General features: G+C 37.3%; 17 protein-coding genes. 8 read left to right on the forward strand and 9 right to left on the reverse strand.

Annotated features, from left to right (window positions below):
* Positions 1-68 precede the first annotated feature (68 nt).
* On the forward strand, positions 69-1,778 hold the full coding sequence (locus AC07XN_RS06565) for a RagB/SusD family nutrient uptake outer membrane protein (protein ID WP_494742463.1): 1,710 nt from the start codon (positions 69-71) through the stop codon (positions 1,776-1,778).
* A 79-nt stretch (positions 1,779-1,857) separates the two neighbouring features.
* On the opposite strand, the gene nspC is transcribed toward AC07XN_RS06565, so the two are convergent.
* From nspC to AC07XN_RS06580, 3 genes are all read right to left on the reverse strand, one after another.
* Positions 1,858-2,994: a carboxynorspermidine decarboxylase gene (nspC, locus tag AC07XN_RS06570; protein WP_494742464.1), complete on the reverse strand. Its 1,137-nt coding sequence runs from the start codon at positions 2,992-2,994 to the stop codon at positions 1,858-1,860.
* Between the two features lie 89 nt (positions 2,995-3,083).
* Positions 3,084-3,341, reverse strand: coding sequence for a hypothetical protein (locus tag AC07XN_RS06575; protein ID WP_494742465.1), 258 nt, complete (start codon positions 3,339-3,341; stop codon positions 3,084-3,086).
* A 66-nt stretch (positions 3,342-3,407) separates the two neighbouring features.
* A complete protein-coding gene (locus AC07XN_RS06580; RefSeq protein WP_309922769.1) occupies positions 3,408-4,622 on the reverse strand; it encodes a saccharopine dehydrogenase family protein in 1,215 nt (404 codons plus the stop codon).
* Between the two features lie 289 nt (positions 4,623-4,911).
* Between AC07XN_RS06580 and AC07XN_RS06585 the strand changes: the two genes are divergently transcribed.
* Both AC07XN_RS06585 and AC07XN_RS06590 read left to right on the forward strand, forming a co-directional pair.
* Positions 4,912-6,093: a hypothetical protein gene (locus tag AC07XN_RS06585; RefSeq protein ID WP_494742466.1), complete on the forward strand. Its 1,182-nt coding sequence runs from the start codon at positions 4,912-4,914 to the stop codon at positions 6,091-6,093.
* Positions 6,094-6,130: 37 nt separating this feature from the next.
* Positions 6,131-7,060, forward strand: a complete 930-nt coding sequence (locus AC07XN_RS06590; protein WP_309922765.1) for an AEC family transporter — start codon at positions 6,131-6,133, stop codon at positions 7,058-7,060.
* On the opposite strand, the gene AC07XN_RS06595 is transcribed toward AC07XN_RS06590, so the two are convergent.
* From AC07XN_RS06595 to AC07XN_RS06610, 4 genes are all read right to left on the reverse strand, one after another.
* On the reverse strand, positions 7,057-7,611 hold the full coding sequence (locus AC07XN_RS06595) for a C40 family peptidase (RefSeq protein ID WP_494742467.1): 555 nt from the start codon (positions 7,609-7,611) through the stop codon (positions 7,057-7,059). The genes AC07XN_RS06590 and AC07XN_RS06595 overlap by 4 nt on opposite strands.
* 19 nt (positions 7,612-7,630) lie before the next feature.
* The gene (locus AC07XN_RS06600; protein ID WP_494742468.1) at positions 7,631-8,170 is read right to left on the reverse strand and encodes a DinB family protein; all 540 of its coding nucleotides are present in this window, start codon (positions 8,168-8,170) and stop codon (positions 7,631-7,633) included.
* A 304-nt stretch (positions 8,171-8,474) separates the two neighbouring features.
* Positions 8,475-10,592: a Tex family protein gene (locus tag AC07XN_RS06605; protein WP_494742469.1), complete on the reverse strand. Its 2,118-nt coding sequence runs from the start codon at positions 10,590-10,592 to the stop codon at positions 8,475-8,477.
* A 139-nt stretch (positions 10,593-10,731) separates the two neighbouring features.
* Positions 10,732-11,187, reverse strand: a complete 456-nt coding sequence (locus AC07XN_RS06610; RefSeq protein ID WP_309922758.1) for a GNAT family N-acetyltransferase — start codon at positions 11,185-11,187, stop codon at positions 10,732-10,734.
* An 82-nt stretch (positions 11,188-11,269) separates the two neighbouring features.
* Between AC07XN_RS06610 and AC07XN_RS06615 the strand changes: the two genes are divergently transcribed.
* From AC07XN_RS06615 to nhaD, 5 genes are all read left to right on the forward strand, one after another.
* Complete coding sequence (locus tag AC07XN_RS06615; protein ID WP_309922756.1) at positions 11,270-12,877, forward strand: ABC transporter substrate-binding protein; 1,608 nt, start codon at positions 11,270-11,272, stop codon at positions 12,875-12,877.
* A gap of 349 nt (positions 12,878-13,226) precedes the next feature.
* Positions 13,227-14,510, forward strand: a complete 1,284-nt coding sequence (gene hemL / locus AC07XN_RS06620) for a glutamate-1-semialdehyde 2,1-aminomutase (RefSeq protein WP_494742470.1) — start codon at positions 13,227-13,229, stop codon at positions 14,508-14,510.
* Positions 14,511-14,628: 118 nt separating this feature from the next.
* On the forward strand, positions 14,629-15,321 hold the full coding sequence (locus tag AC07XN_RS06625) for a response regulator transcription factor (RefSeq protein ID WP_494742471.1): 693 nt from the start codon (positions 14,629-14,631) through the stop codon (positions 15,319-15,321).
* Positions 15,322-15,324: 3 nt separating this feature from the next.
* The gene (locus tag AC07XN_RS06630) at positions 15,325-16,692 is read left to right on the forward strand and encodes a HAMP domain-containing sensor histidine kinase (RefSeq protein ID WP_494742472.1); all 1,368 of its coding nucleotides are present in this window, start codon (positions 15,325-15,327) and stop codon (positions 16,690-16,692) included.
* 280 nt (positions 16,693-16,972) lie between these two features.
* On the forward strand, positions 16,973-18,241 hold the full coding sequence (gene nhaD, locus AC07XN_RS06635; protein WP_309922748.1) for a sodium:proton antiporter NhaD: 1,269 nt from the start codon (positions 16,973-16,975) through the stop codon (positions 18,239-18,241).
* 116 nt (positions 18,242-18,357) lie between these two features.
* Here nhaD and AC07XN_RS06640 read toward each other — a convergent pair whose 3' ends face one another.
* On the reverse strand, positions 18,358-19,443 hold the full coding sequence (locus AC07XN_RS06640; RefSeq protein WP_494742473.1) for a sensor histidine kinase: 1,086 nt from the start codon (positions 19,441-19,443) through the stop codon (positions 18,358-18,360).
* Positions 19,444-19,499: 56 nt separating this feature from the next.
* Positions 19,500-22,424, reverse strand: a complete 2,925-nt coding sequence (locus AC07XN_RS06645) for a hypothetical protein (RefSeq protein WP_494742474.1) — start codon at positions 22,422-22,424, stop codon at positions 19,500-19,502.
* Between the last annotated feature and the right edge of the window lie 184 nt (positions 22,425-22,608).

Here is a 22,608-nt window from a genome sequence, read left to right on the forward strand (position 1 = left end):
GTAAACTATGGGCTAATGTTGACTCAATGACGCTCATAGCAGTTAGTTAAAAACAAAAAAATAAAAAAATGAAAAGAACATATATAAAATCATTGAAATTTTTCAGTCTGCTAACATTTATGTTGGTTGGACAGTCGTGCCAAGATGTACTTAAGGAAAATGTAATATCAGGTATTAGTAATGATTATATCAGTACTCCTGCTGGTTTTAACGCAGCCATTAACTCGGCATACGCTACTTTAAGAGGCTTTTATGGTACACAGCAAGGGCTAACAGTAACAGAATATGGTACTGATTTGTATGCAACTGGTGCAGATGGAGGCTACAAAGGCTTTCATTTCTATGATGCCCAATTGAATTCTCAGGTAGACTGGTTAAAAAATATTTGGGATGAATTATATAGAGGAATCAATACTTGTAACGCAGTTATTGAAAGAGCTCCAAGTGCCACTGGCATAACTGATGCTTTGAAAAAGCAAAGAGTAGCAGAAATGAAGTTTTTACGTGCGCACTATTATTTTCTTTTATTGCAACAGTGGGGCGGAGTGGATTTACGTTTAACAGAAACTTTAGCACCAACTAAAAAAACAACTAGAGCGAGTGAAGCAGATATGTATAAAGCTATTATTGCTGACTTAGAGGCCTCTCTGCCTGATTTAGAAAATAAAGCTAAATCATCAGACTATGGTCGTGCTACTAAAGCTGCTTCAGAACATTTGTTAGCTCGTGTTTATTTAGCAAAAGCGATGTCATCATCAAAAGCTGCTGATGATTATTCAAAAGCCGCTACGTATGCTTCAAATGTAATTAATAATTATGGTTTTAAATTGCTTCCAGATTTTGCAAGTGTATTTGCTCAAGGCGCTGGTGAAATTAATAGTGAAGTTATTTTTGCAGTACAATATACTGTTGATCCATTGACAAATACAGCTCCTCCGCCATTAGATAACACTGGAGACGGTAATACTTTTGGTAACAACTTACACTTGTTTTTTGGTATGCAATACGATGTTCAGGCAGGTATGGTTCGTGATGTTACTTATGACAGACCTTTCAAGCGTTTACGCCCTACTAAATATTGTACAGAAAATGTTTTTGCTTTTGCTGATCGTGTAAACGATTCTCGTTATAAAAAAACGTTTAGAGATACTTGGTTATCAAATAGCCCAGGAACATACAATACTGCTTTTGATAATTCTAAAGCTAAAGTAACTTTCAAAACTGGTGATACAGCCATTTATATTCCAGGATACGAAATGTCAGTTGCTGAACGTGCTAAGAAACCATATCAAGTATTAGTGCCAAGTGCTTATACAGAAGCATTATTCCCTACGCTAGTTAAGTTTATGGATCCACTTCGTCAGGATAAAACTTATGCTCCGGGTAGTCGTGACTTTTTATGTTTCCGTTTAGCTGATACTTATTTAATGTTAGCAGAAGCTCAATTAATGCAAGGTAAAGTAGCAGAAGCAACAGAAGCAGTAAACGTGGTGCGTCGTCGTGCGGCTTGGCCAGGAAAAACTGCTGCTATGGAAATAACGCCTGCTCAGATGACTTTCGACTTTTTAGTTGATGAACGTGGACGTGAATTATGTGGAGAACAGATTCGTTGGATGGATTTAAAACGTTGGGGTAATTTGGTGGATAGAGTTCAAAAAAATAATCCTCAAGCGGCATCAAACATCAAGCCGATGCACTTGTTAAGACCAATCCCTCAGTCACAAATTGATCGTACAGAAGGAGGGGCTGCATCTTTCCCACAAAACCCTGGGTATTAATCTTTAGAATAGTATAATAATAAAAAGCCTGACGAGTTGGAAACTTGTCAGGCTTTTTACATAAAATTGAGTACTACTATTAACTCAATCTATCTTTGAAGCTTTCGTAACCAAAGGTTTTTACTAAATCGAAAGTTTCATTTTCTCTCCAGATACCTATAGAAGGTAAATTAACCCCATTGAAGGTAGTTGTTTTTACCATAGTATAATGAATCATGTCATCAAAAACGATGGAATCTCCAATTTTCAAAGGCTCGTCGAAAGAATAATCTCCATAAAAATCACCAGCTAGACAAGTCATTCCCCCGAAACGATAAGTATGTTTGCCTGCTACGGGTTCTTGGTGTGCCCCCAGAATTTTTGGCTTATAAGGCATCTCTAAAGTATCAGGCATGTGTGCGGCAAAGCTTACATCAAGAATCGCCACATTAATTCCTTGAGAATCGATGATATCTAATACAGTAGACGTTAAGTATCCTGTTCTCCAACCCACAGCCGAACCTGGTTCTAGGATAATTTTTAGGTTCGGGAACCTACTTTTCAAACCTTTTAATACACTAATTAAATGCTCAGGTTCATAATCAGCACGTGTTATTAAATGTCCTCCGCCTAAATTCAACCATTTAACTTGTTTCAATAAATCTCCGAAACGTTCTTCGATAGCTTTTAAAGTACGTTCAAGCGTATAAGAATCGTTCTCGCACAAAGTATGCGAGTGTAAGCCTTCAATGCCTTCAGGCAAAGTATCACCTAATTGATTGCGGGTAATACCCAAACGCGAACCCGCAATACATGGATTGTACATATCTGTCTCTACCTCAGAATATTGAGGGTTAATACGTAGCCCACAACTGATGCCATGCTGGATAGTTCTTTCTTTAAATTTATCAAACTGAGCCAATGAATTAAAAGAAATATGTGAAGAATAAGACATCAACTCGTCAAATTCTTTATCTAAGTAAGCAGGAGAATAAACGTGTGCTTTAGAGGCCATTTCTTCAAAAGCCAAACGTGCTTCATGCAACGAACTTGCCGTTGCTCCAGCCAAATATTGGCGAACCATCGGGAACGTAGAGAACATCGAAAAGCCCTTTAATGCACAAATGATTTCGATGCCAGCTTGCTGTTGAACGTATTGAAGGAGTTCTAAATTTTTACGTAATAACCTATCTTCCAATACATAACATGGAGAAGGTATTTGAGAAAAATCAATCATTTTTTGTTGTATGAATGGTTTATTTATTCACAAAATTGCCCGTACTTTTCAATACGGGCAAAATAATTTTATTGTTTTTGATGTAACGTTTACAACTTTTTCTTAAGCTTTTCAACTCTTTTTAAAGGCACATTTAAAGTGTCAGCAATTTGTTGGGCCGTCAATAAATTTGATTGAAGTAATAAAACTATATTATTATCAAGGGTTTTTTCTTTCCCTTTTTCTTCACCCATCGTCATACCTTGTACGTAACGGATGTCTGTTTCTAAGTCATATACAATGGGCATAATGGCAGTCTGTTTTACGGTTTCATCTTGTAAATTACGAAGTTTAGCTAATACTTCCAATTGCTTTAGATACTTACCAAAACGGTTATCCCCTAAGAATTCTCCTCTAAAATTCTATCATATTCGTTAATACTCATGCGGAAGAACGCCGTTAATTTCTTCGTTCCAAGGTAAACCATGAATATTCAACATTGCCATGAATGGATCAGGATTCATTTCTTCACAGTTCCAAACGCCTGGTTTCATCCATTCGCCAGTAATCATCATCATCGCACCAATCATCGCTGGTACACCTGTTGTATAACTTACGCCTTGCGCTTGTACTTCTCTCCAGCAATCTTGATGTTTACAGTTGTTCCAAACATAATATGTTTTTTCTACACCGTCTTTAATACCCTTAATTTGGCAACCGATTGATGTTTCGCCAGTATAATTTTCGCCTAATGAACCTGGCTCAGGAAGTACTGCTTTCAAAAATTCTAATGGTACGATATCAATTCCTTGGAATTTGATAGGAGTAATAGAAGTCATTCCTACATTTTCCAATACTTGTAAGTGTGTAATGTATTGTTGCCCGAAGGTCATCCAGAATCTTGCACGTTTCAACGTTGGAAAGTTTTTAACCAAAGATTCTAATTCTTCATGGTACAATACATACGATTCTTTTGGTCCGATTCCCGGATATTCGATAGGTTTATGGATTGACATCGCATCAATTTCTACCCATTCGCCATTTTCCCAATAACGTCCTTTCTGAGTAATCTCACGAATATTGATTTCAGGGTTAAAGTTGGTTGCAAAAGCTTTTCCATGGTCGCCAGCATTACAGTCGATGATGTCTAAATAGTGCATTTCATCGAAGTGGTGTTTATTTGCATAAGCAGTATAAACTTGTGTAACGCCTGGGTCAAAACCACAACCTAAAAGCGCCATCAAACCTGCTTCTTTAAAACGCTCTTGATATGCCCACTGCCAAGAATATTCAAATTTAGCAACATCTTTTGGTTCATAATTAGCAGTATCCATATAATGAACGCCAGTTTCCAAACAAGCATCCATAATTGTTAAATCTTGATACGGAAGTGCTACATTGATAACCATAAACGGTTTCACCTGATTAATCAAGGCTACTAATTCTGGTACATTATCAGCATCTACTTGCGCAGTTTCTACTTTGGTTGGTAGCCCTATTTTAGCACATTCCTCAGCAATGGCATCACATTTACGTTTTGTACGGCTTGCTAAAACTACTTCAGAAAATACTTCTGGATTCATGGCACATTTCTTTACAACTACGTTTCCTACGCCTCCTGCACCAATAATTAAAACTTTCTTACCCATTATTTTTTGATGTTATCTGTTAGATGTTGCCCACAAATACATTACATATTTACGACATACATGAATATAGTTGCAAAATTAGTTAAAGCTTAGAAATTATAGGAGTTATGAAGATTAAATTTGTCAATGATTATCATAATACTATTAAAGAGAGATAAAATTTACGTTTAGGGTGGTTTAAAATGGTTCAAAACACCTATTTTTGTTTTTATGCCTTCGATTGAATTGTAACTTATTATTAGGCAAATGTTTTCTTTCAATACAATACTTTTATTTAAAACTCTACAGTATGTTACCAAACATAAGTCTTCTCTTGACCAACTTCAATGGTTTAATTAATAAATCTTTGCAAAATAGATACTGGTGCATTGGCATGTGTATAAGCGTTTTTTTAATTTTTTCTTTGATATATTACCCTGAAGTAATTAGAAAAAGGCTGCATAATGATTGGACGGGAAATGATATGTTGGTGCAAAAATTTGTGAATAATAAAATCAGTAATCCCTTTAAACCCACGGAAAATCTTTTGCCGGAAGATCATTTTAGTAAAAGAGACCTAAGAATAACGCCCTATATTTTAGCAAATGTCTTTGGCTTAAACGCTCTTCGTTTATTTTATCTTCAAGTTTTATTACTTCCACTTTTTATTTGGCTATCTGTCAAGATAATATATAAAGCCACCAACAATTATGTATTGGGTTTTTGGGGAACTATCGCCCTGCTGTTTTCGTATGTGGGCAATTCCTTTAATTTTGATACGCTATTTTATGATTCCTACGCTTATTTTGGCTTGCTACTTTCTTTATATTTTTATAAAAATCCATTATGTGTTTTATTTTTAGTAGCTAGCTATTTTGTTGATGAAAGGAGTGTGGCTCCTTCCTTAGTCATACCATTGTTTGCGGGGCTAACGCTTCTTCCTCTACCAAATACAAATAGAAATTTTATCACTACTTTTCAGAAAATGATTGTTGAGAATAAATCTTTCTGGCTTGTGTTAATTAGTTTAGTAATTTATGGATCCATCAGGATATTTTTCTATTTCCTTTATCACTTACAAACACCTGTTGGAGCAAACAGCGGCGTTAAACTTGGCTTAGGTTTTATTCATGGTGCAAAGATTCCCTATGCTATTTTTTCATCTTTGAAATTAAACTTGCTTTTAATTATTTTTGCTTGCTTTTATCTCTTCAAAAAGAAATATTATATCGTAGCTGTATGGTTTACAGGCGTTTTCCTTCTTTCTTTTTTGGTAGGTACTGCTGTTGAAGACGTTACCCGAAGCTTGGCTTATTCCTTTTTGCTAGTGTATGTAGTGTATTTATTAGTGGCACAAATCAATGAAAAAGCAAGTAAGTTTATCTACCTAATAGCTTTTGTAAATATTCTGACGCCAACTTATTCTTTGCTTTTAAACTTATATAAAGTAGAGGCTTTTAGCTGGCTCATACATTTTCCCCAACATTTCTAAATTTTAGGAAACGCTTTGTTTTTCTTTAAGTATTTTCATGAATCAAACCAATACCGTTTTTATCACTGCTTTGAGTATTATTTTAGTAGGGTATTTCCTGAAACGCCAAAATGTTGTATCTGAAACAGAAGGCAAAGTCGTTTCTAAGCTATTGATGCACACTACTTTTCCTGCTTTGATGTTCTTGACAATGAGGCGTGTACATTTTGAGTTCAACTTGCTATTACTTCCTGTTATTTCTTTTTGTTTTTCATTATTGACTATGTTTACGGCGGCATGGTTATTCAAAAAACAAACCCAGAAAATGAGGGCAATCTTAATTATGGGGAGTGGAGGTTTCAATCTTGGGCTTTTTGCTTATCCACTAATTGAAGGTATTTGGGGACAAGCGGGAATGGTCTATGCCGCCATGTTTGATTTTGGTAATTCCTTTGCCATTTTCGGATTAGTGTATGGAACAGGTGTATTTTTATCAGATAAAAATGAAGGAGCGACCATCAGTCAAAATGCGAAAAAAGCTATTTTGAAAATCTTTACTTTAGTGCCTTTTCAGGCTATTCTATTGGGTGTTTTTGTTAATTTGGCTAAGATAGAACTCCCAACGATTGTGATTGATGTCTTGGATGTAATGGCTAGGGGAAACAAAGTTATTGTATTATTAATCATGGGGATTTACTTGAATCTTTCCATTTCTGGCGAAATATTCAAGAAGGTTTCCAAGGTGCTAATGATTCGTTATTTCTGGGGATTTTTGTTGGGTTTTGCTTTTTTTTACTTCTTGCCTGTTGAGCAACTGTACAGAAATGTATTATTAATAGTGCTAATAATTCCTGTCGGAATGACGCTCTTACCTTTCTCTGACGAACTCAATTATGATACTAAGATTGCAGGAATGTTAGTGAATGTTTCCATGCTGATTAGCTTTGCGATGATGTGGGCTTTGGTAATTGGCTTGAAATTGGCTTAAAACGGTCTGCTCGCTTTAGCAAAACAACTCATCCAAAATTTAGTAAAAAGATTATCTTCTCTGATACCTTTTGATGAAGAGGCATGAATAAACATCACTTCTTTATTGCTTCGCAATTCTGTAATCATGCCCGCGTGATTGATGTTGCTGACGTTGCCTTTGTTGGTTACAAAAAATACCCAGTCGCCAGGGCGGAGGTCGTCAAGGGAAATTTCTTTGCCAAAGTCTGATTGCTGATATGAGATTCTTGGAATTTTATAGCCCAATTGCGAATAAACACAAAACAACAAACCCGAACAATCCATGCCATTTCTATCGGCTCCGCCTGCTCGATAAGGCACACCCGTATAGCTTCTTGCCGTTGAAACAATGTTATTGATGGTTTTATTATTATAAACCTTATTGTTATTTGCTGGTCTAGCAACAGGTTTGGGACGAGTAGCAACATTATCTTGCTCTTTCCTACGGAATAATTTACATGAATCTAAAAAGACAGCTAAGCTTATCAGTAAAAAAAAACGATAAAAAATATTCAGGCGGTTTTGTCTCATAAAAATAAATAAAATATGTTTATAGCTGAATAATATTGTTTTTGGCACTCTTCAATACTTTCACGGTGACGTAAAGTTGCCCCGTATGGCGTTGGGTATGTTCGGCCGAATGAAACAGCAGTCCAAGTACATTACTAGGAATTTTCTTCCTACCAATACCCCGTGGTTCTAGCAACGTTTTTTCATTCGTATTTTTTAATTGTGTAAGTGCTTTGTTTACTTGATTGTTAAAACGAGTAAGTAGTGCCTTTACGTTTATATTAGGTTGATTTTTTACAGATTCTAGTTGTAAAAGTTCTAATTGGTCTTCATTAAGGGCTTGATCATTGGCATAAGTAAACAGTCTATCTAATACGCCTGACAGATGTTTCAAATGAAAAGCTACTGATGCACAGCCCGCAGGAGATTCCCAAAGTAATTCTTCGGGGAAGTCAATCATCATCAGGTTTACTTCTTCTCGTGCTTGTAAGATTGCATGAGCCACTGGTTGTAATAATGGAGCCAACCCCGCAATGGGCCCACGCATCCATACTTCTAGGTTGTTGGTTTGTTGATTCATTTTTTTTGTGTGGATTTTGTAGACTTTAGGACTGGAGGACTTTAGGAACTGTGGACTTAGGATTGAAGGACTTTAGGATTGACGATGCACATTTAAGTTCTAATTCTTTTCTATTAGCGGGTGACTTAAGTCACCCGCTAATAGAATTTTTTTGAGGATTATCTTATTAAAAAAGCTATTTCAATAGCTACTTTTGTGCTTCATTTACGACTTCTATTCTAAACCTAAAGTCCTAAGTCCCCCAATCCAAAAGTTCCCAAAATCCTAAAGTCATAAAGTCCAAACGTCCCTTAGTCCTAAAAATCTAAACCGCCTTCATACTCAAGGCAATTCTTTTACGTGCGATATCTACTTCCATTACTCTTACCTGTACCTGTTGTTGTAATTTCACCACTTGGTTAGGGTCAGAAACGTATTGGTTGGCTAGCTGAGAAATATGCACTAAACCGTCCTGTTTTACACCGACGTCCACAAAACAGCCAAATGCCGTTATGTTAGTGACGATACCCGGAAGTACCATTCCCTCATACAAATCCTCCACCTTCTTCACATTTGCATCAAATTCAAAAGCCGTTAATTGCTCACGTGGGTCACGTGAAGGCTTTTCTAGTTCTTTCAGAATATCTTGAAGCGTCAGCAACCCGATTTTATCGTTGGCATAAGCATTCAAATTTAATTGTTTTCTTAATTCCGCTGAACTCATCAGGTCTTTTACAGAGCATTTTAAATCCTTCGCCATTTTTTCGACGATAGGATACGTCTCAGGGTGAACCGCAGAATTATCCAACGGATTTTCAGCGTTCTGAATCCTTAAGAATCCAGCACATTGTTCAAACGCTTTGTCGCCTAAGCGAGCAACCTTTTTAATTTGCTGGCGAGATTTAAAATCACCATTTTCCTGACGATACTTCACAATGTTAGCAGCCAACGATGGCCCCAGTCCAGCTACGTAACTTAGCAAATGTTTAGAAGCCGTATTCAAATTTACGCCTACCGCATTTACACAACTCTCGACCACGGTATCAAGCGTGCCTTTTAACATCGACTGGTCAACATCGTGTTGATATTGCCCTACACCAATAGATTTCGGGTCTATTTTTACCAACTCTGCCAAAGGGTCCATCAATCTTCGACCAATAGAAACGGCTCCGCGCACAGTAACATCTTTATCAGGAAACTCTTCGCGGGCAATAGGAGAGGCCGAATAGATAGAAGCACCCTGTTCAGATACTACAAAAATTTGTGGTACTTTCTTAAAAGGCAATTTCTTGACAAAATCTTCTGTTTCTCTACCAGCAGTCCCGTTTCCAATAGCCACTGCCTCTATTTGGTATTTTTCAGAAAGCGTCAAAACAACGTTTTGTGCTTCCTGTACTTTATCGAATGGATAAATAACCGTATCGTGTAATAAATTTCCTTGACCATCTAATACTACTGTCTTGCAACCAGTACGATAGCCTGGGTCGATGGCCAATACTTTTTTCTGACCAAGTGGCGACGCCAATAATAGCTGACGAAGGTTCTGTGCAAAAATTTTGATGGCTTCCGCATCAGCTTTTTCTTTTGAAAACCCTGCAAACTCGTTTTCAATCGATGGCTTCATCAACCTTTTGTAACAGTCGGTGATGGAATCTTCGACAATCTTTTTCGCATCAGGCAATCCTTTCAAGAAAATTCTATCCAATGCCCCCAAAGCATTATCTTCATCAGGTGAAATACTTACGCTCAGGAATCCTTCTTCTTCACCCCGACGCAAGGCTAACAACCTGTGCGAAGGTACTTTTTTCAAAGGTTCGTAGAAGTCAAAATAGTCTTTATACTTGATTCCTTCTTCCTCTTTTCCTTTTTTTACTTTGGCATATACCATCGCCTCACGCTCAAATACCTTTCTTACGGCATTGCGGGCATCTACGCTCTCATTAATCCATTCAGCAATAATATCCCTCGACCCTTGCAGGGCTTCTTCTACATTACTTACTTTATCATTCAAATATGCTTCGGCTTTTTTAAGGATATTGGCTTCTTTTTGCTCAAAAATAAGTTTTGCCAAAGGCTCTAATCCCTTTTCAATCGCAATGCTTGCTCTGGTCTTACGCTTTTGTTTATAAGGTAAATAAAGGTCTTCTAATTCTTGTAGGTAATAGGCATTGTTGAGCTTTTCTAACAACTCTGGGGTCATTTTTCCTTGCTCTTCAATAGATTTAATAATGCCTTCACGACGTTTATCTGCTTCTTTTAGTTTACCCCAAAGCTCTTTAATATCCAGAATCTGTACTTCATCCAAACTCCCCGTAGCCTCCTTTCTATACCTCGCTATGAAAGGAACAGTTCCTCCTTCTTCTAATAAATTGATTGTATTCTGTACTTGGGTAATGTTTACGCCAACGGTTTTGGCAATAATTGAAAGCTGTGTTTTATTCATGAATTTGTATAAAAAATAATCTTGGAGATAGTAGCACGAGTCGCTAAACCTACCGTGTTTAATGCTTGTTTTTGGTCAATTGATGTTGAGTAATAAATGATGATTTGGCGTTTTTTGTTCGCTAAAATACGGATTTGTTTTATTCAATCCTTAACATTTCTATGTGTTCTATGTCGTCTTCTAAATATATTTCACTAACTTGTTGAAAGCCAAAAGATTCATAAAATTGCTTGAGATATAATTGTGCTCCGATTCTGATGGGGCTTCCTGCAAAGATTTTCTCCATCATTTCAATAGATTTTATCATCAATGACTTGCCGAAGCCTCCACCACGTGCCAATGGTGAAGTAACCACTCTGCCAATAGACGCTTCTTCATAAGAAATGCCGGGGGCTATTAGTCGAGTATAAGCGACAATCTTTTGGGTCTCGGTATCAAAACCCATAAAATGAAATGAGACAAGGTCTTTGTTGTCCAAATCTTGAAAAGGACAATGCTGCTCAACAATAAAAACTTCATTACGGAGTTGTAGAATTTGGTATAATTCGATTGTAGTTAAGTCTCTGAAATGCTTGAGGTACCAGTGAATGTTCATTATGAAATTAGTTTTGATGAGTAATTGATACAATCGTGAATATACAAAGTTTATTATCTTTGTAAAACTCAAATTTTCAAATATGCTAAATAGATTCATCTGGATTTTAATCATACTGTTTACTTTTCAAGTAGGGAAGGCTCAGAATACAGTTTCTGAATATGAGCAAGCTTATAAAAAAGCATTAGAATTATACAAAAATCATGAGTACGAAAAAGCTAAAATAGCCTTCACGCATCTTGCCAACAATCATGTAGCGACGGCCCTTGTACCCAATACTTTTTACTTTGCCGCCTTGAGTGCCATCCAATTAAAAGAATTTACTGGAGCAAAAACTACGCTGAAAAATTTAATAGCAGCTTTCCCAAGCTGGGCAGGTAAAGCAGACATTAACTTTTTGTTAAGTGTCTTGGCTTTTGAAGAAAAAAAATATACAGAGGGTTTTGCGATAGCTCAAAAAATTCCTTCGGATTCCCTTCAAAATGAATTAACGGAGATGAAAATATTTTATACCCGTAGGATAGATTCACCGAAACTTATACAAGAGCTATCAAAGAAGTTTCCTAATGAAACGGTTTTGTCTGATAAAGTTGAACAAAATTTAACCATTAGTGCTACTTCCGCAGGCGTTACAAAGTCGAGAACCTCTAAAGGATATTTTAATTTTGCTTTATTAGTGCCAGTCGAGATTAAAAATATGGGTATCGACAGGGTCAGGAAAAATCAATATGCCTTGGATTTGTATCAAGGTATGAAATTGGCGAAAGCACAATTATTGAAAGAAGGAGTGACGATAAATTGCTTTGTATATGACATGGCAAACGAACCCGACGAGATGCTTGAGCTGGTCAATAATCGTTCCTTTCAGATGATGGATTTACTCATTGGACCACTTTATACAGAGACCAACAAAATTGCTTCTGTTTATAGTGAAACCAATCAGATTCCTATCGTGAATCCGATGTCGAATAATCAGAAGATTTTGGAAGATTATAACTTATCGTTCTTGGCTCAGCCTTCGGCAGCCATGCAGGCAATGAAGGCCGTTGAGTTTGTCAGTCGACAAGCTTTTATGGGTAGAGACGTAGCTATCTATTATTCAGATGCTACCAATGATTCTGTCACAGCGGAGGTATATCGAAAGCAAATGGAAAAAATTGGTTATGATATTGTTAAGTTTGAAAAGATAAAATCTACTGCTGAAGATATTATGGCGAAACTTCCTGAAAAAAGAGTGAGCCATATTTTTATGGCTACTTCTGAAAAGAAAGCAGGACTTTCGATGATTACGGCCTTGAACAAAAAGGAAATAATGGCTCCGCTGATTACAACTGCGGAGGCTTTCAATAGTTATAATTTAAGTAATGGAACATTGGCGGGCAGGGAAATCTATTGTATCAATCCTGAGTTTATTGACAATGATAAGCCAGAGGTGGATAGTTTCCGAAAAGAATACTTAGCAAAGTATGGTATTATTCCTTCTTATTATGCTTTTCATGGGTATGATTTAGCACTTTTCTGGGGGAGACTCTTCGGGAAAAATGGATATGACATCCGCAAAGGCTTGGATACGCCAGCTACTTACAATAATTCATATACTTTATTAGGCTTTAATTATTTCAAATCACAAGACAACCAAATTTGCCCAATCACGACTTTGCAAAATTATAAGTTTGTATTGGCGAAGTAGGGATGAGACGCTAGACTTAAAGACACAAGACGTTAGACTTTAAGATGTAAGTAAGACGCTAGATATTAGATACAAGACACTAGATTTTAGACCTATTATTTTAAGATTTGATTTGTGATTTAGATAAAATTAAAGGTGGAGAAACAAGCGGGATTGGTATGAAATAGTAGAAAAAAGAAGAATCAATAAATGAGATTAGTTTCTTCTCTCTAATATTTAAAATCCATCTTCCTGTTTTCCAATTTCTTGCATCTAATATCTTAAATCTTACGTCTAAAATCTAGAGTCTTACATATAAAGTCTAGCGTCTTAAGTCTTAAAGTCTTGCGTCTCCACAAAAACAAAAACAATGACACAATCAGAACAACTTTTTCAGAAAGCTAAAAATTTTATTCCCGGAGGCGTGAATTCGCCAGTAAGAGCATTTCGTGCAGTAGGGGGAAATCCGATATTTATAAAATCAGCAAAAGGAGCCTATTTACATGATGAAGATGGTAATGCTTATATTGAATTAATCAATTCATGGGGGCCAATGATATTAGGTCATGCCCATGAACTAGTAGAAAAAGCCGTTTCAGATGCCATTCAAAGCGGTTTTTCATTCGGAGCGCCCACACGCAGAGAAGTAGAAATGGCAGAATTGATTTGCTCGATGGTTCCTTCAGTTGAAAAAGTGCGCATGGTAAACTCAGGTACAGAAGCCACGATGTCGGCAGTGAGAGTTGCCAGAGGATATACAGGCAGAGATAAAATGATAAAGTTTGAAGGTAATTATCACGGTCATGGCGACTCCTTCCTTATCGCAGCAGGTTCAGGCGTGATGACATTCGGAAGTCCAGATTCACCAGGCGTAACCAAAGGCGTAGCCAACGATACCTTGACCGCACCCTATAATAATTTAGAAGCCGTACAGACGTTAGTAGATGCTAATAAAGGGAATATCGCCTGTATCATACTTGAGCCAGTAGTAGGGAATATGGGTTTGGTAAAACCAGCCGAAGGTTTCTTAGAAGGTTTGCGTGCTATTTGTGATAAAGAAGGCATTATCTTGATTTTTGATGAGGTAATGACAGGCTTCCGTTTAGCCAAAGGAGGTTTCCAAGAGCGTTGTGGCGTAACACCAGACATGACCACGATGGGGAAAATCATCGGAGGAGGAATGCCCGTAGGAGCTTATGGCGGTAAGAAAGAAATCATGGACTGTGTATCACCAGCAGGACCAGTCTATCAAGCAGGAACACTTTCGGGTAATCCGATAGCGATGGCCGCAGGGTTAGCAATGTTGAATCATTTAAACGAAACACCATCTGTTTATACCCGTTTGGAAGAAGTAGGGACAAGATTAACCGAGGGAATGAAAGCCAATATGAACAAATTAGGGTTGAATTATACCTTAAATCATGTAGGCTCTATGTTCACGTTGTTCTTTACCGACAAAGCCGTAAATAATTTTGAAGATGCCAAAACATCTGACACAGTAGCCTTCGGAAAATATTTCCAAGCGATGTTAAAAAGAGGCATATACTTGGCACCATCACAATACGAAGCCATGTTTCTTTCAACAGCCTTGACAGACGAACATATTGAAACTATTTTGCAGGCTAATTACGAAAGCTTACAAGAAATTCAGTAGGTCGAGTTTCCAAAAGAAGTTCAGTAGGTCGAGTTTCCAACTCGACTTATCGTCTTCAAGTCGAGTTGGAAACTCGACCTACAAATAAATCAACTTAGAAACTCGACCTACACATTTTATGGAAAACAGCAAAAAAATATTACTCATAGAAGACGATAAGAGGGTTTCGGATAGTGTACGAAATGGACTAGAGAAGAAAAACTTCATCGTTGAACCTGCCTATGATGGTTTTATGGGGGCTAGTTTGGCTACTAATAATATCTACGATTTGATTTTGTTGGATGTAAACCTACCTCTGATGAATGGTTTTGAAGTTTGTAAAATTATCCGACAAAATAATATCCTCACGCCTATCTTGATGCTGACAGCAATGGGTGAGGTAGATGATAAAGTAAAGGGCTTAGAGCATGGTGCGGATGATTACTTGGTAAAACCTTTTGAATTCAGAGAGCTGATGGCTAGAATTCAAGCATTAATTAGGCGAGCTAATCAACAACAGGATGTCAGTACTGAAATATTGCGAGAAGCCAATCTGGCCTTGAATCTGAGAAGTAAGACCGTCACCCGTGATGAACAAAGCATTGAGCTAACAGCGAGAGAATTTGAGTTGTTGGAATATATGCTGAGGAATAAAGGACGGGTTTTATCAAAAATGGACATCGTAGAAAACGTGTGGGACTTGAATTTTGATACCAGTACCAATATCGTAGAAGTCTATATTAATTACCTCCGCAAAAAAATTGATAGGGAGTTCGAACCTAAATTGATTCATACCAAAACGGGCTTAGGATATGTATTAAAAACCTTGTAATACATGCAAATCAGGTATAAAATAGCCATTCAATTTACCATCATCGTAGCGATTATCTTGCTGATTTTTTCTGCTATTGTCTATCTAAGGGCTGAAAATCAACAACAAAAAAATTTCTATGACCGCCTACAGGCTCGTTCAAATACTACGGCTCGTTTACTCGTAGATGTACAGGAATTTACCCCAAGACTGTTAAAATTGATTGATAGAAATTCTTCATTGCGCCTTGCTGATGAGGAAGTATTCGTTTTTAATTTTAAGAATGAATTGCTTTATTCAAACGTAGAGCATCAGGCTAATTATATCTCTAATAGCTTGTTGGAAAAGATAAGACAGGAAGGCAAGGTGACTTTCAATAGCGATGAGCGACAAGTGGTGGGAGTATTGTTCGCTGGCAAATTTGATAGATTTGTAGTAGTAGCTTCGGCCACTGATAAAATTGGTATTTCGCAGAAGGAAAATCTGATTAAAACCTTGACCATTGGTTTATTATCGGGTATTTTAATTACGATTGTTTTAGGGATATTTTTTGCCAGTCAGGCACTAAAACCTATTCAATCGATTAATGAAGAGATTTCAAGAATTACGGCACATAACCTCAAAAAACGATTGGACGAAGGGAATGGAAAGGATGAAATTGCCGAGCTTTCTGTCAATTTTAATGATATGCTTCAAAGGCTGGAAATGGCTTTTCTCCAACAAAAACAGTTTGTTTCACAGGCTTCGCATGAACTCAGAACGCCATTGGCAGCCCTGAAAACTGAAGTACAAGTTGGTCTGGAAGAGGAACATTCTTTGGAAGAATATCAGCAAATGCTAAGGAATATTTTGAATGATACCGAAAGGTTGATTCAATTATCCAACGGACTCTTGCAGTTAGCCAAAACCATAGATGAAGGCGAAAAGTTTGTATTTGAAGTCTTAAGAACGGAGGAAATATTATTGAATGCTCAAAAAGCTGTGCAAAACAGTCATCAACATTATAAAATCATCTTCGGCTTTGAGATGATTCCTGAGGAAGATAACCTTACTTTAATCAATGGAAACGAAGTATTGTTAGAAAACCTCTTTGTGAATCTGCTGGAAAATGCCTGTAAATATTCTTCCAATCAGCAAGCGAATATTTTGTTGAGTTTTGATAAAAAGTATTGCATCATCAAAATAAAAGACAAAGGTATAGGTATTTCAACAAGCGATTTACCCTACATTTTTAATCCTTTCTACCGCGCTAGAAACACTAGCAATATCAAAGGCTTTGGCATTGGTTTGTCGGTAGCCAAACACATCATTGAACTTCACAATGGCATCATACAGGTAAAAAGTAAGCTAAACTTGGGCACAGAGTTTATTGTAAAAATTCCGCACTGTTAATTTTTATCTTTCTAAGGGAATTCTAATATTAGATTAAGCTATTCTTAAGGTTAAAACAAGACCTTTGTCATGTAACAACAGCATACTAGACCATTGATACATTAATGAAATGATTGCTCAGGAGAAATTAAAGTGTCGATGAAAGGATTACTGTTATAACGTAGTAGAATAATTTGATCTGTTAGCGAATCACCGTTAGTCATGCTGGCGGTGATTTTTGTATATTAATTTTTTTATCTCAATATTTAGCCATTTAATGTTATTAGCTTAAACCATATATATGCAGACTTTACTGATTATTACTTTTGTAATTGGCTATTTGGCCATTGCTTTTGAACACCCTATCCATCTTAATAAAACGGCTACAGCCTTGATTACAGGGGTTTTATGCTGGACAATCTACATCCTCTTTGCTGATGAACCAACGTTGGTTGGGGAGGAATTGTCCCACCATTTAGGGAGTGTTTCTGAAATCCTCTTTTTTCTATTAGGAGCCATGACGATTGTTGAGTTAATAGACGCTCATCATGGATTCAAGATTATTACAGATAAAATTACCAGTAAAAACAAGGTTGTTTTATTATGGATTATCGCACTCATTACTTTTTTCTTGTCTGCTGCTTTAGATAACCTTACTACGGCTATTGTGATGGTTTCTGTGTTGAGAAAACTGATTAGGGACAAAGAAACTAGGATGCTTTTTGCAGGGGTTGTGATTATTGCGGCTAATTCAGGGGGTGCTTGGTCGCCGATTGGTGATGTTACGACTACGATGCTTTGGATTGGCGGACAAGTTACTGCTACTGCTATCATGAAAGGCCTGTTATTACCAAGTTTGGTTTCGCTCATTGTGCCTCTGATTTATCTTTCTTTTACGATGAAAGGAAATATTCAAGCCTTTGATTCAAAAGATATAAAGGCCGACAAGAATATTCCGTTGGCTCGCAAGCATTCTATTATCATGTTGATAGCAGGCTTAGGAATGCTGTTATTAGTGCCTGTTTTCAAAACGGTTACTCATTTACCTCCTTATATGGGCGTTTTGTTAGGGTTAGGTATTGTTTGGGTGGTTTCTGAAATACTCCATCATGGCAGAGATGAAGCCGAACGCAAGCCCTATACGGTGGCTTATGCATTGAGTAAAATTGATTCTTCGAGTATCTTGTTTTTCTTAGGGATACTCTTGGCAATTGGCTCTTTAGAGGCTACTCATCTTTTAACAAATTTGGCTTCGTGGATGGATACTACTATTGGTAATCAAGATATTATTGTCATTACAATCGGCTTGGCATCGGCCATTATTGATAATGTTCCTTTGGTGGCGGCTTCGATGGGAATGTATGATTTAGCAAGCTTCCCCACTGACTCTAAGCTCTGGGAATTTATGGCTTATTGTGCTGGAACGGGCGGAAGTATCTTGATTATTGGCTCAGCTTCGGGTGTGGCAGTGATGGGAATGGAAAAGATAGATTTTTTGTGGTACTTAAAGAAAATCAGCTTTTTGGCTTTGATAGGCTATTTCGCAGGTATTGTTGTTTATTTGTTGTAAGATACTCATGGCATGACTTACAATTAATTGGTAATTAGGATAAACCTGACAGAGTCATGCCATGAGTATTTTTTCTATTAGAGGGTGACTTAAGTCACCCTCTAATAGAAAGTTTTTCACCGCTCAGAAGTTAATTTGCTTTTTAAGGATGCAAAATTTCCGCCTACTGGTACTGGCTCTATTTTTATCATAATCTGTGCAATTACCGCATCATTTTCTTCTGTCAAGGTAAAAGATGCCTTGTCTTGAAAATTTAATAAAAGGCGTTTTTGCAGATTCTTCATACCCACGCCTTCGTCACTGGTTTTGTTGATGAGCTTCCCTGTATTAATCACTTTCAGGGTAAAAATATTTTGCTTATAATCAGATACAATCATCAGTTTGCCACCTAACTTATTTTTACCAATGCCATGCTTAATGGCGTTTTCTACCAATAACTGCACCGACATAGGAGGGACGCTTAGGCTAAGTGTTTCGGGTTTAATATCAAAAGAATATTCGAGTCTTTTTTCATACCTTATTTTTTCCAGAAAGAGATAATCTCTGACCAACATCAATTCCATCTCAAGCGATACCAATTGCTGATTACCCATTGTGAGGGATGTCCTGAGTAATTGTGATAATTCAGTCAATGCTTGGCGAGCAAGTTCTGGGTCAAAAATAGTGAGCGCCTTAATGCTATTGATAGCATTAAAAAGAAAATGAGGATTGAGTTGGTTTTTCAGGTTTTCGAGCTCGGCAGTTTTCAATGACATTTCAGCATTCGCCAACTGCAATTCTTTTCTTTGTGCATTCCGATTGCTTAAGAAAAGATGGAAAAATAAAAACCAAATAATTACATAACGGATTGACTCTAGGTAAAACTGATAATAATCATACGCTTCAAGTTCGATACCCAAACTCGGTTTTCGATATCTTTGAAAGCCAAAAAAATAATCAATTAAAAAAAAGCATAAGCCTAATAGCAAAGTAGCTACCAACGGAAAAACAATCATTTGTCCGTTTTCTCTTTCTCGTTTTAAATAAATTTTTGAATAAAAGTGCGTAAAAAGAATTCCTACGATGAAATTAACGCTCAAGTAGGAACCCAGGTGCATAGGGTTTTCAAAGTATTTAGTTAAAGGTTGTCTAAGAACAAGTGTTGTAAAAAGCCACCAAGAAATTTGCATTACCCAGTAAACCCTATAAGAGAAAAAACTCATGTTAGATGCGCATCGTTGAACTGATTGATTATAAATCAAACATAAAGAGTTTTTTGTTAAAAACCAATATCAATTACTAAAGGTTGAAAGATAAATTGTCCTTTATTAGGAAGATAAATTCCACGGCAACCAGCTTCAAATTGTTGAGAGAAACGCAAAAGGTGGAATTGCGCGGTGAAATCAAAACCAATAGAGGTGAAGTTGCCCGTATCCGAACCTTTGTAAGTAACTGTTCGTCCATTTTTTGTTTCAGTCCAATTATAATTGGTTTCACCTTGCCCTAAATCCATAAACAGATTAGCTTTCAATCTTTTTAGGTAAACCAATCTCCCCAAATTCCAGTCAGGGTCAAATAAAGGTAGCCTGTATTCTACCGAGCCTGTCGTCAAATCTTCAAAGGCTCTGTAGCCATACCCGCGAGGGAAAAAGGTAGGGCTAGCGAAAAGATATAGATTACTGTTTGGTGCACCAATGGCATTTTTAAAGCCAGCTTGTTGTTGGAATGCCGCTCTCAAACGAAGGCTATGATGCGGAAAAAATCCCGGTAGATACATACTTCCTTGCACAACCGTGAGACCTCCTTGTAAGCTACCGCCAAAGGGTAAATTCCTTGTATAAAAACTAATGCTTTGTCCCCAACGTGGTGCTATATCTCTGACCGCTCTTTTCAATTGTCTGCTATAGGCAAATGTATAAATCATCGAGCTAAATGTACCGTTAAAGCTTTCTGAAAGATAACGGTCTTGTAAATCATATCCTGATACCTGTGTGATTGCCGTATTTACGCCAACCTCTAACGATTGGTAATATTTTGAACGAGTAAAGTTAAACGGCAAAGTCACGCCAACGACGATTTGCTGTTGATTCCATTTGTCCGACCGTAGGCTATCCAAAGGGTTAGCCTTATCGATATAAATATTGGTTTGTCGCTGTCCGTTGGTATAATTGACATTTATTTTCGGATACCATGCTTCAAAGCTCAAATCTGCAAAGAATTGCCCTGTCTTCTCGTTAGCATTGTATGAATACCCTGTACTGATGGCAGTAGTACTTAGCAAATCTTGCGAAGTAATTCCCACATTCAGCTTGTTATTATTCGAGCTAAACACAGCTCCCCAACTATAAATATTAAAGATGTTGGCTTTGCTGTATGGTTTAGTGTCAAAAGTCTGATTCCCTACACTTTTAAGCAAATTTTCTCCTGCTTCTTGTCTCAATAGTGCTCCAAAAAGCTTCACTGGCTTGTTGAGGGTTTCATCAAAGGCTAAAAATTGATTGGGACTAAAAGGCATCTCTACAACTCTATGGCCATTTTCAGTAAAATCATTAAAATACAATAGCTTTCCATCAGCCGAAACAGCAGGGTTGAATGCCCCAAATTTGCGATTAGTTACCTGATAACGCTTTTTATTTTTAAGGTCAAAAGCAAAAATATTATCAATACCCGTTACACCAGAATTGAACAAAACATAATCTCCCGACTTCACAGGATGCGCAATGTTTTCAGTAATAGGGCTAAACAATTCTTTTTCTGAATAGTTCTCGGCGTTAATACTAACTATATTTTTTTTGCCATTCAATAGCTTTACTGCCAATATTTCATTGTCAGTCGTCCAGCGTGGGTGGATGTAAAATGCATTGTTTGGATTAGGAATTCTTGCTATTTCTTTACCGCTTTCAGTTGCTAGTACGACTAAATTATACTTGTTTTCCGCAGTAGTTTCTACGACTACTATCTTGCTGGCATCATTTGATAGGGCAGGGGCTGCAAATTTGGTTTTATGGGTTATCGTTTTGGTGGTTTCCGTATTGAAGTCATACACTTTGATAACAGAGTAATCTCGTTGTCCCCAACGAACATCAAAATTAAATTCTGCCCACGCCACTTTAGTCCCAGCCACCGATAGCATGCCCGCATTATTAAAAATGCCTAGTTCAATTACTTTTTCTTCCGTATTTTGTTTATCCAGCATAACAAACTGCTGAATATCTGAAAGCCCCGATTTTAAAGCTAGTACCCTGCCATCTGGTAAAATCTGTGGAAACTCATAATTGGTAAAAAACTTATTTTTACTGGTTTGAAGACTAGCAACGGGCGTTTCTTCAATGTCTTTCAACTGCGTTTGCCATCGTTGTTTGGCATCCTCAAAGGCATTTGAATAAAGCTGTTCTGTTGTTAACCCTGTTACTTTTTTAATGTTGTTAGAGAAAGAAAAAGGGTAGAAAGGCATTCTATAAGTACCCTCCAAAATTTTATCCCAAGCATCAGCACCATATTTGGTCTTCATGTAAGACGTCATCAGATAACCATTCACATAATGATTCGGGATGAAATTTTTATATGAACCGCCCACTGCTTTGGAATAGCTGTAAGCCCCTTTGGTCAGCAATTGCGTGCGCAAAGCCATGTCAAAAGCAGGGATTTTCCCTCTGCCCGAAGTCGTTAACGCTGATTCTGTTCCCACTGCATCACCTTCTGCAAACCAGTTTGGCACGGCCAATGAGTTGATGATTCCTAAGCCATTGTTCCCAAAAATGGTATAAACTAGTTTCGTAATGCCCGTAAGGGCTTTATCATACTGTACTACGTGTCTGAATTCGTGTACTGCCAATAAATCTAGCCAATTGTTTGTGCCAAGCAGGGTATAGTCTTGCGGAGGAGTAGTGTAAAATTCTGAACGACGCGGAAATAACGAAACAAAACCATTGGAAACTGTCGTTTGATTTTGAAGAAGGATAGAAATCGGACGCGGATTATGCCCCAGACTATTACTGACGGGCTGATAAACGGTTTCTAATACATTGGCCGTTCGTTGTCCTATCGACTGGATATTGGTCGGGAAAATTAAACGAAAGTGCGGTGTTTTTATCTGCGACCATTTTAAGGAGGCAGGATTTTGAGATAAATTAACTGAGTTTTCTTGAGCAAAAATTTGGCATCCCCCCAACAGGGTAAATAAAAAAATGAGTACTCTTTTCATAGATTTTACACAGTAAAAATGGATTAGGAATGTTGGAATTTGTCACGACTTCAAGACATGCGCCATAAGTATTTTTAGGAAACGTATTGCTGACGCCTAGCATGTTGGAGATAACTCCAACATCGGCACCTTACTCATTACTATTAGCGGGTGACTTAAGTCACCCGCTAATAGTAATGAGTAT

Source organism: Arcicella sp. GW458-12-2-14-TSB2 (assembly GCF_059423785.1).

Excerpts from the sequence above, each read along its gene's own strand:
- AC07XN_RS06640 (WP_494742473.1), bottom strand. The coding sequence starts at position 19,443 with ATGAGTTTTTTCTCTTATAGGGTTTACTGGGTAATGCAAATTTCTTGG.
- AC07XN_RS06565 (WP_494742463.1), top strand. The coding sequence starts at position 69 with ATGAAAAGAACATATATAAAATCATTGAAATTTTTCAGTCTGCTAACA.
- AC07XN_RS06615 (WP_309922756.1), top strand. The coding sequence starts at position 11,270 with ATGCTAAATAGATTCATCTGGATTTTAATCATACTGTTTACTTTTCAA.
- AC07XN_RS06605 (WP_494742469.1), bottom strand. The coding sequence starts at position 10,592 with ATGAATAAAACACAGCTTTCAATTATTGCCAAAACCGTTGGCGTAAAC.
- AC07XN_RS06625 (WP_494742471.1), top strand. The coding sequence starts at position 14,629 with ATGGAAAACAGCAAAAAAATATTACTCATAGAAGACGATAAGAGGGTT.
- AC07XN_RS06590 (WP_309922765.1), top strand. The coding sequence starts at position 6,131 with ATGAATCAAACCAATACCGTTTTTATCACTGCTTTGAGTATTATTTTA.
- hemL (WP_494742470.1), top strand. The coding sequence starts at position 13,227 with ATGACACAATCAGAACAACTTTTTCAGAAAGCTAAAAATTTTATTCCC.
- AC07XN_RS06595 (WP_494742467.1), bottom strand. The coding sequence starts at position 7,611 with ATGAGACAAAACCGCCTGAATATTTTTTATCGTTTTTTTTTACTGATA.
- AC07XN_RS06645 (WP_494742474.1), bottom strand. The coding sequence starts at position 22,424 with ATGAAAAGAGTACTCATTTTTTTATTTACCCTGTTGGGGGGATGCCAA.
- AC07XN_RS06610 (WP_309922758.1), bottom strand. The coding sequence starts at position 11,187 with ATGAACATTCACTGGTACCTCAAGCATTTCAGAGACTTAACTACAATC.
- AC07XN_RS06580 (WP_309922769.1), bottom strand. The coding sequence starts at position 4,622 with ATGGGTAAGAAAGTTTTAATTATTGGTGCAGGAGGCGTAGGAAACGTA.
- AC07XN_RS06600 (WP_494742468.1), bottom strand. The coding sequence starts at position 8,170 with ATGAATCAACAAACCAACAACCTAGAAGTATGGATGCGTGGGCCCATT.
- AC07XN_RS06585 (WP_494742466.1), top strand. The coding sequence starts at position 4,912 with ATGTTACCAAACATAAGTCTTCTCTTGACCAACTTCAATGGTTTAATT.
- nhaD (WP_309922748.1), top strand. The coding sequence starts at position 16,973 with ATGCAGACTTTACTGATTATTACTTTTGTAATTGGCTATTTGGCCATT.
- nspC (WP_494742464.1), bottom strand. The coding sequence starts at position 2,994 with ATGATTGATTTTTCTCAAATACCTTCTCCATGTTATGTATTGGAAGAT.
- AC07XN_RS06630 (WP_494742472.1), top strand. The coding sequence starts at position 15,325 with ATGCAAATCAGGTATAAAATAGCCATTCAATTTACCATCATCGTAGCG.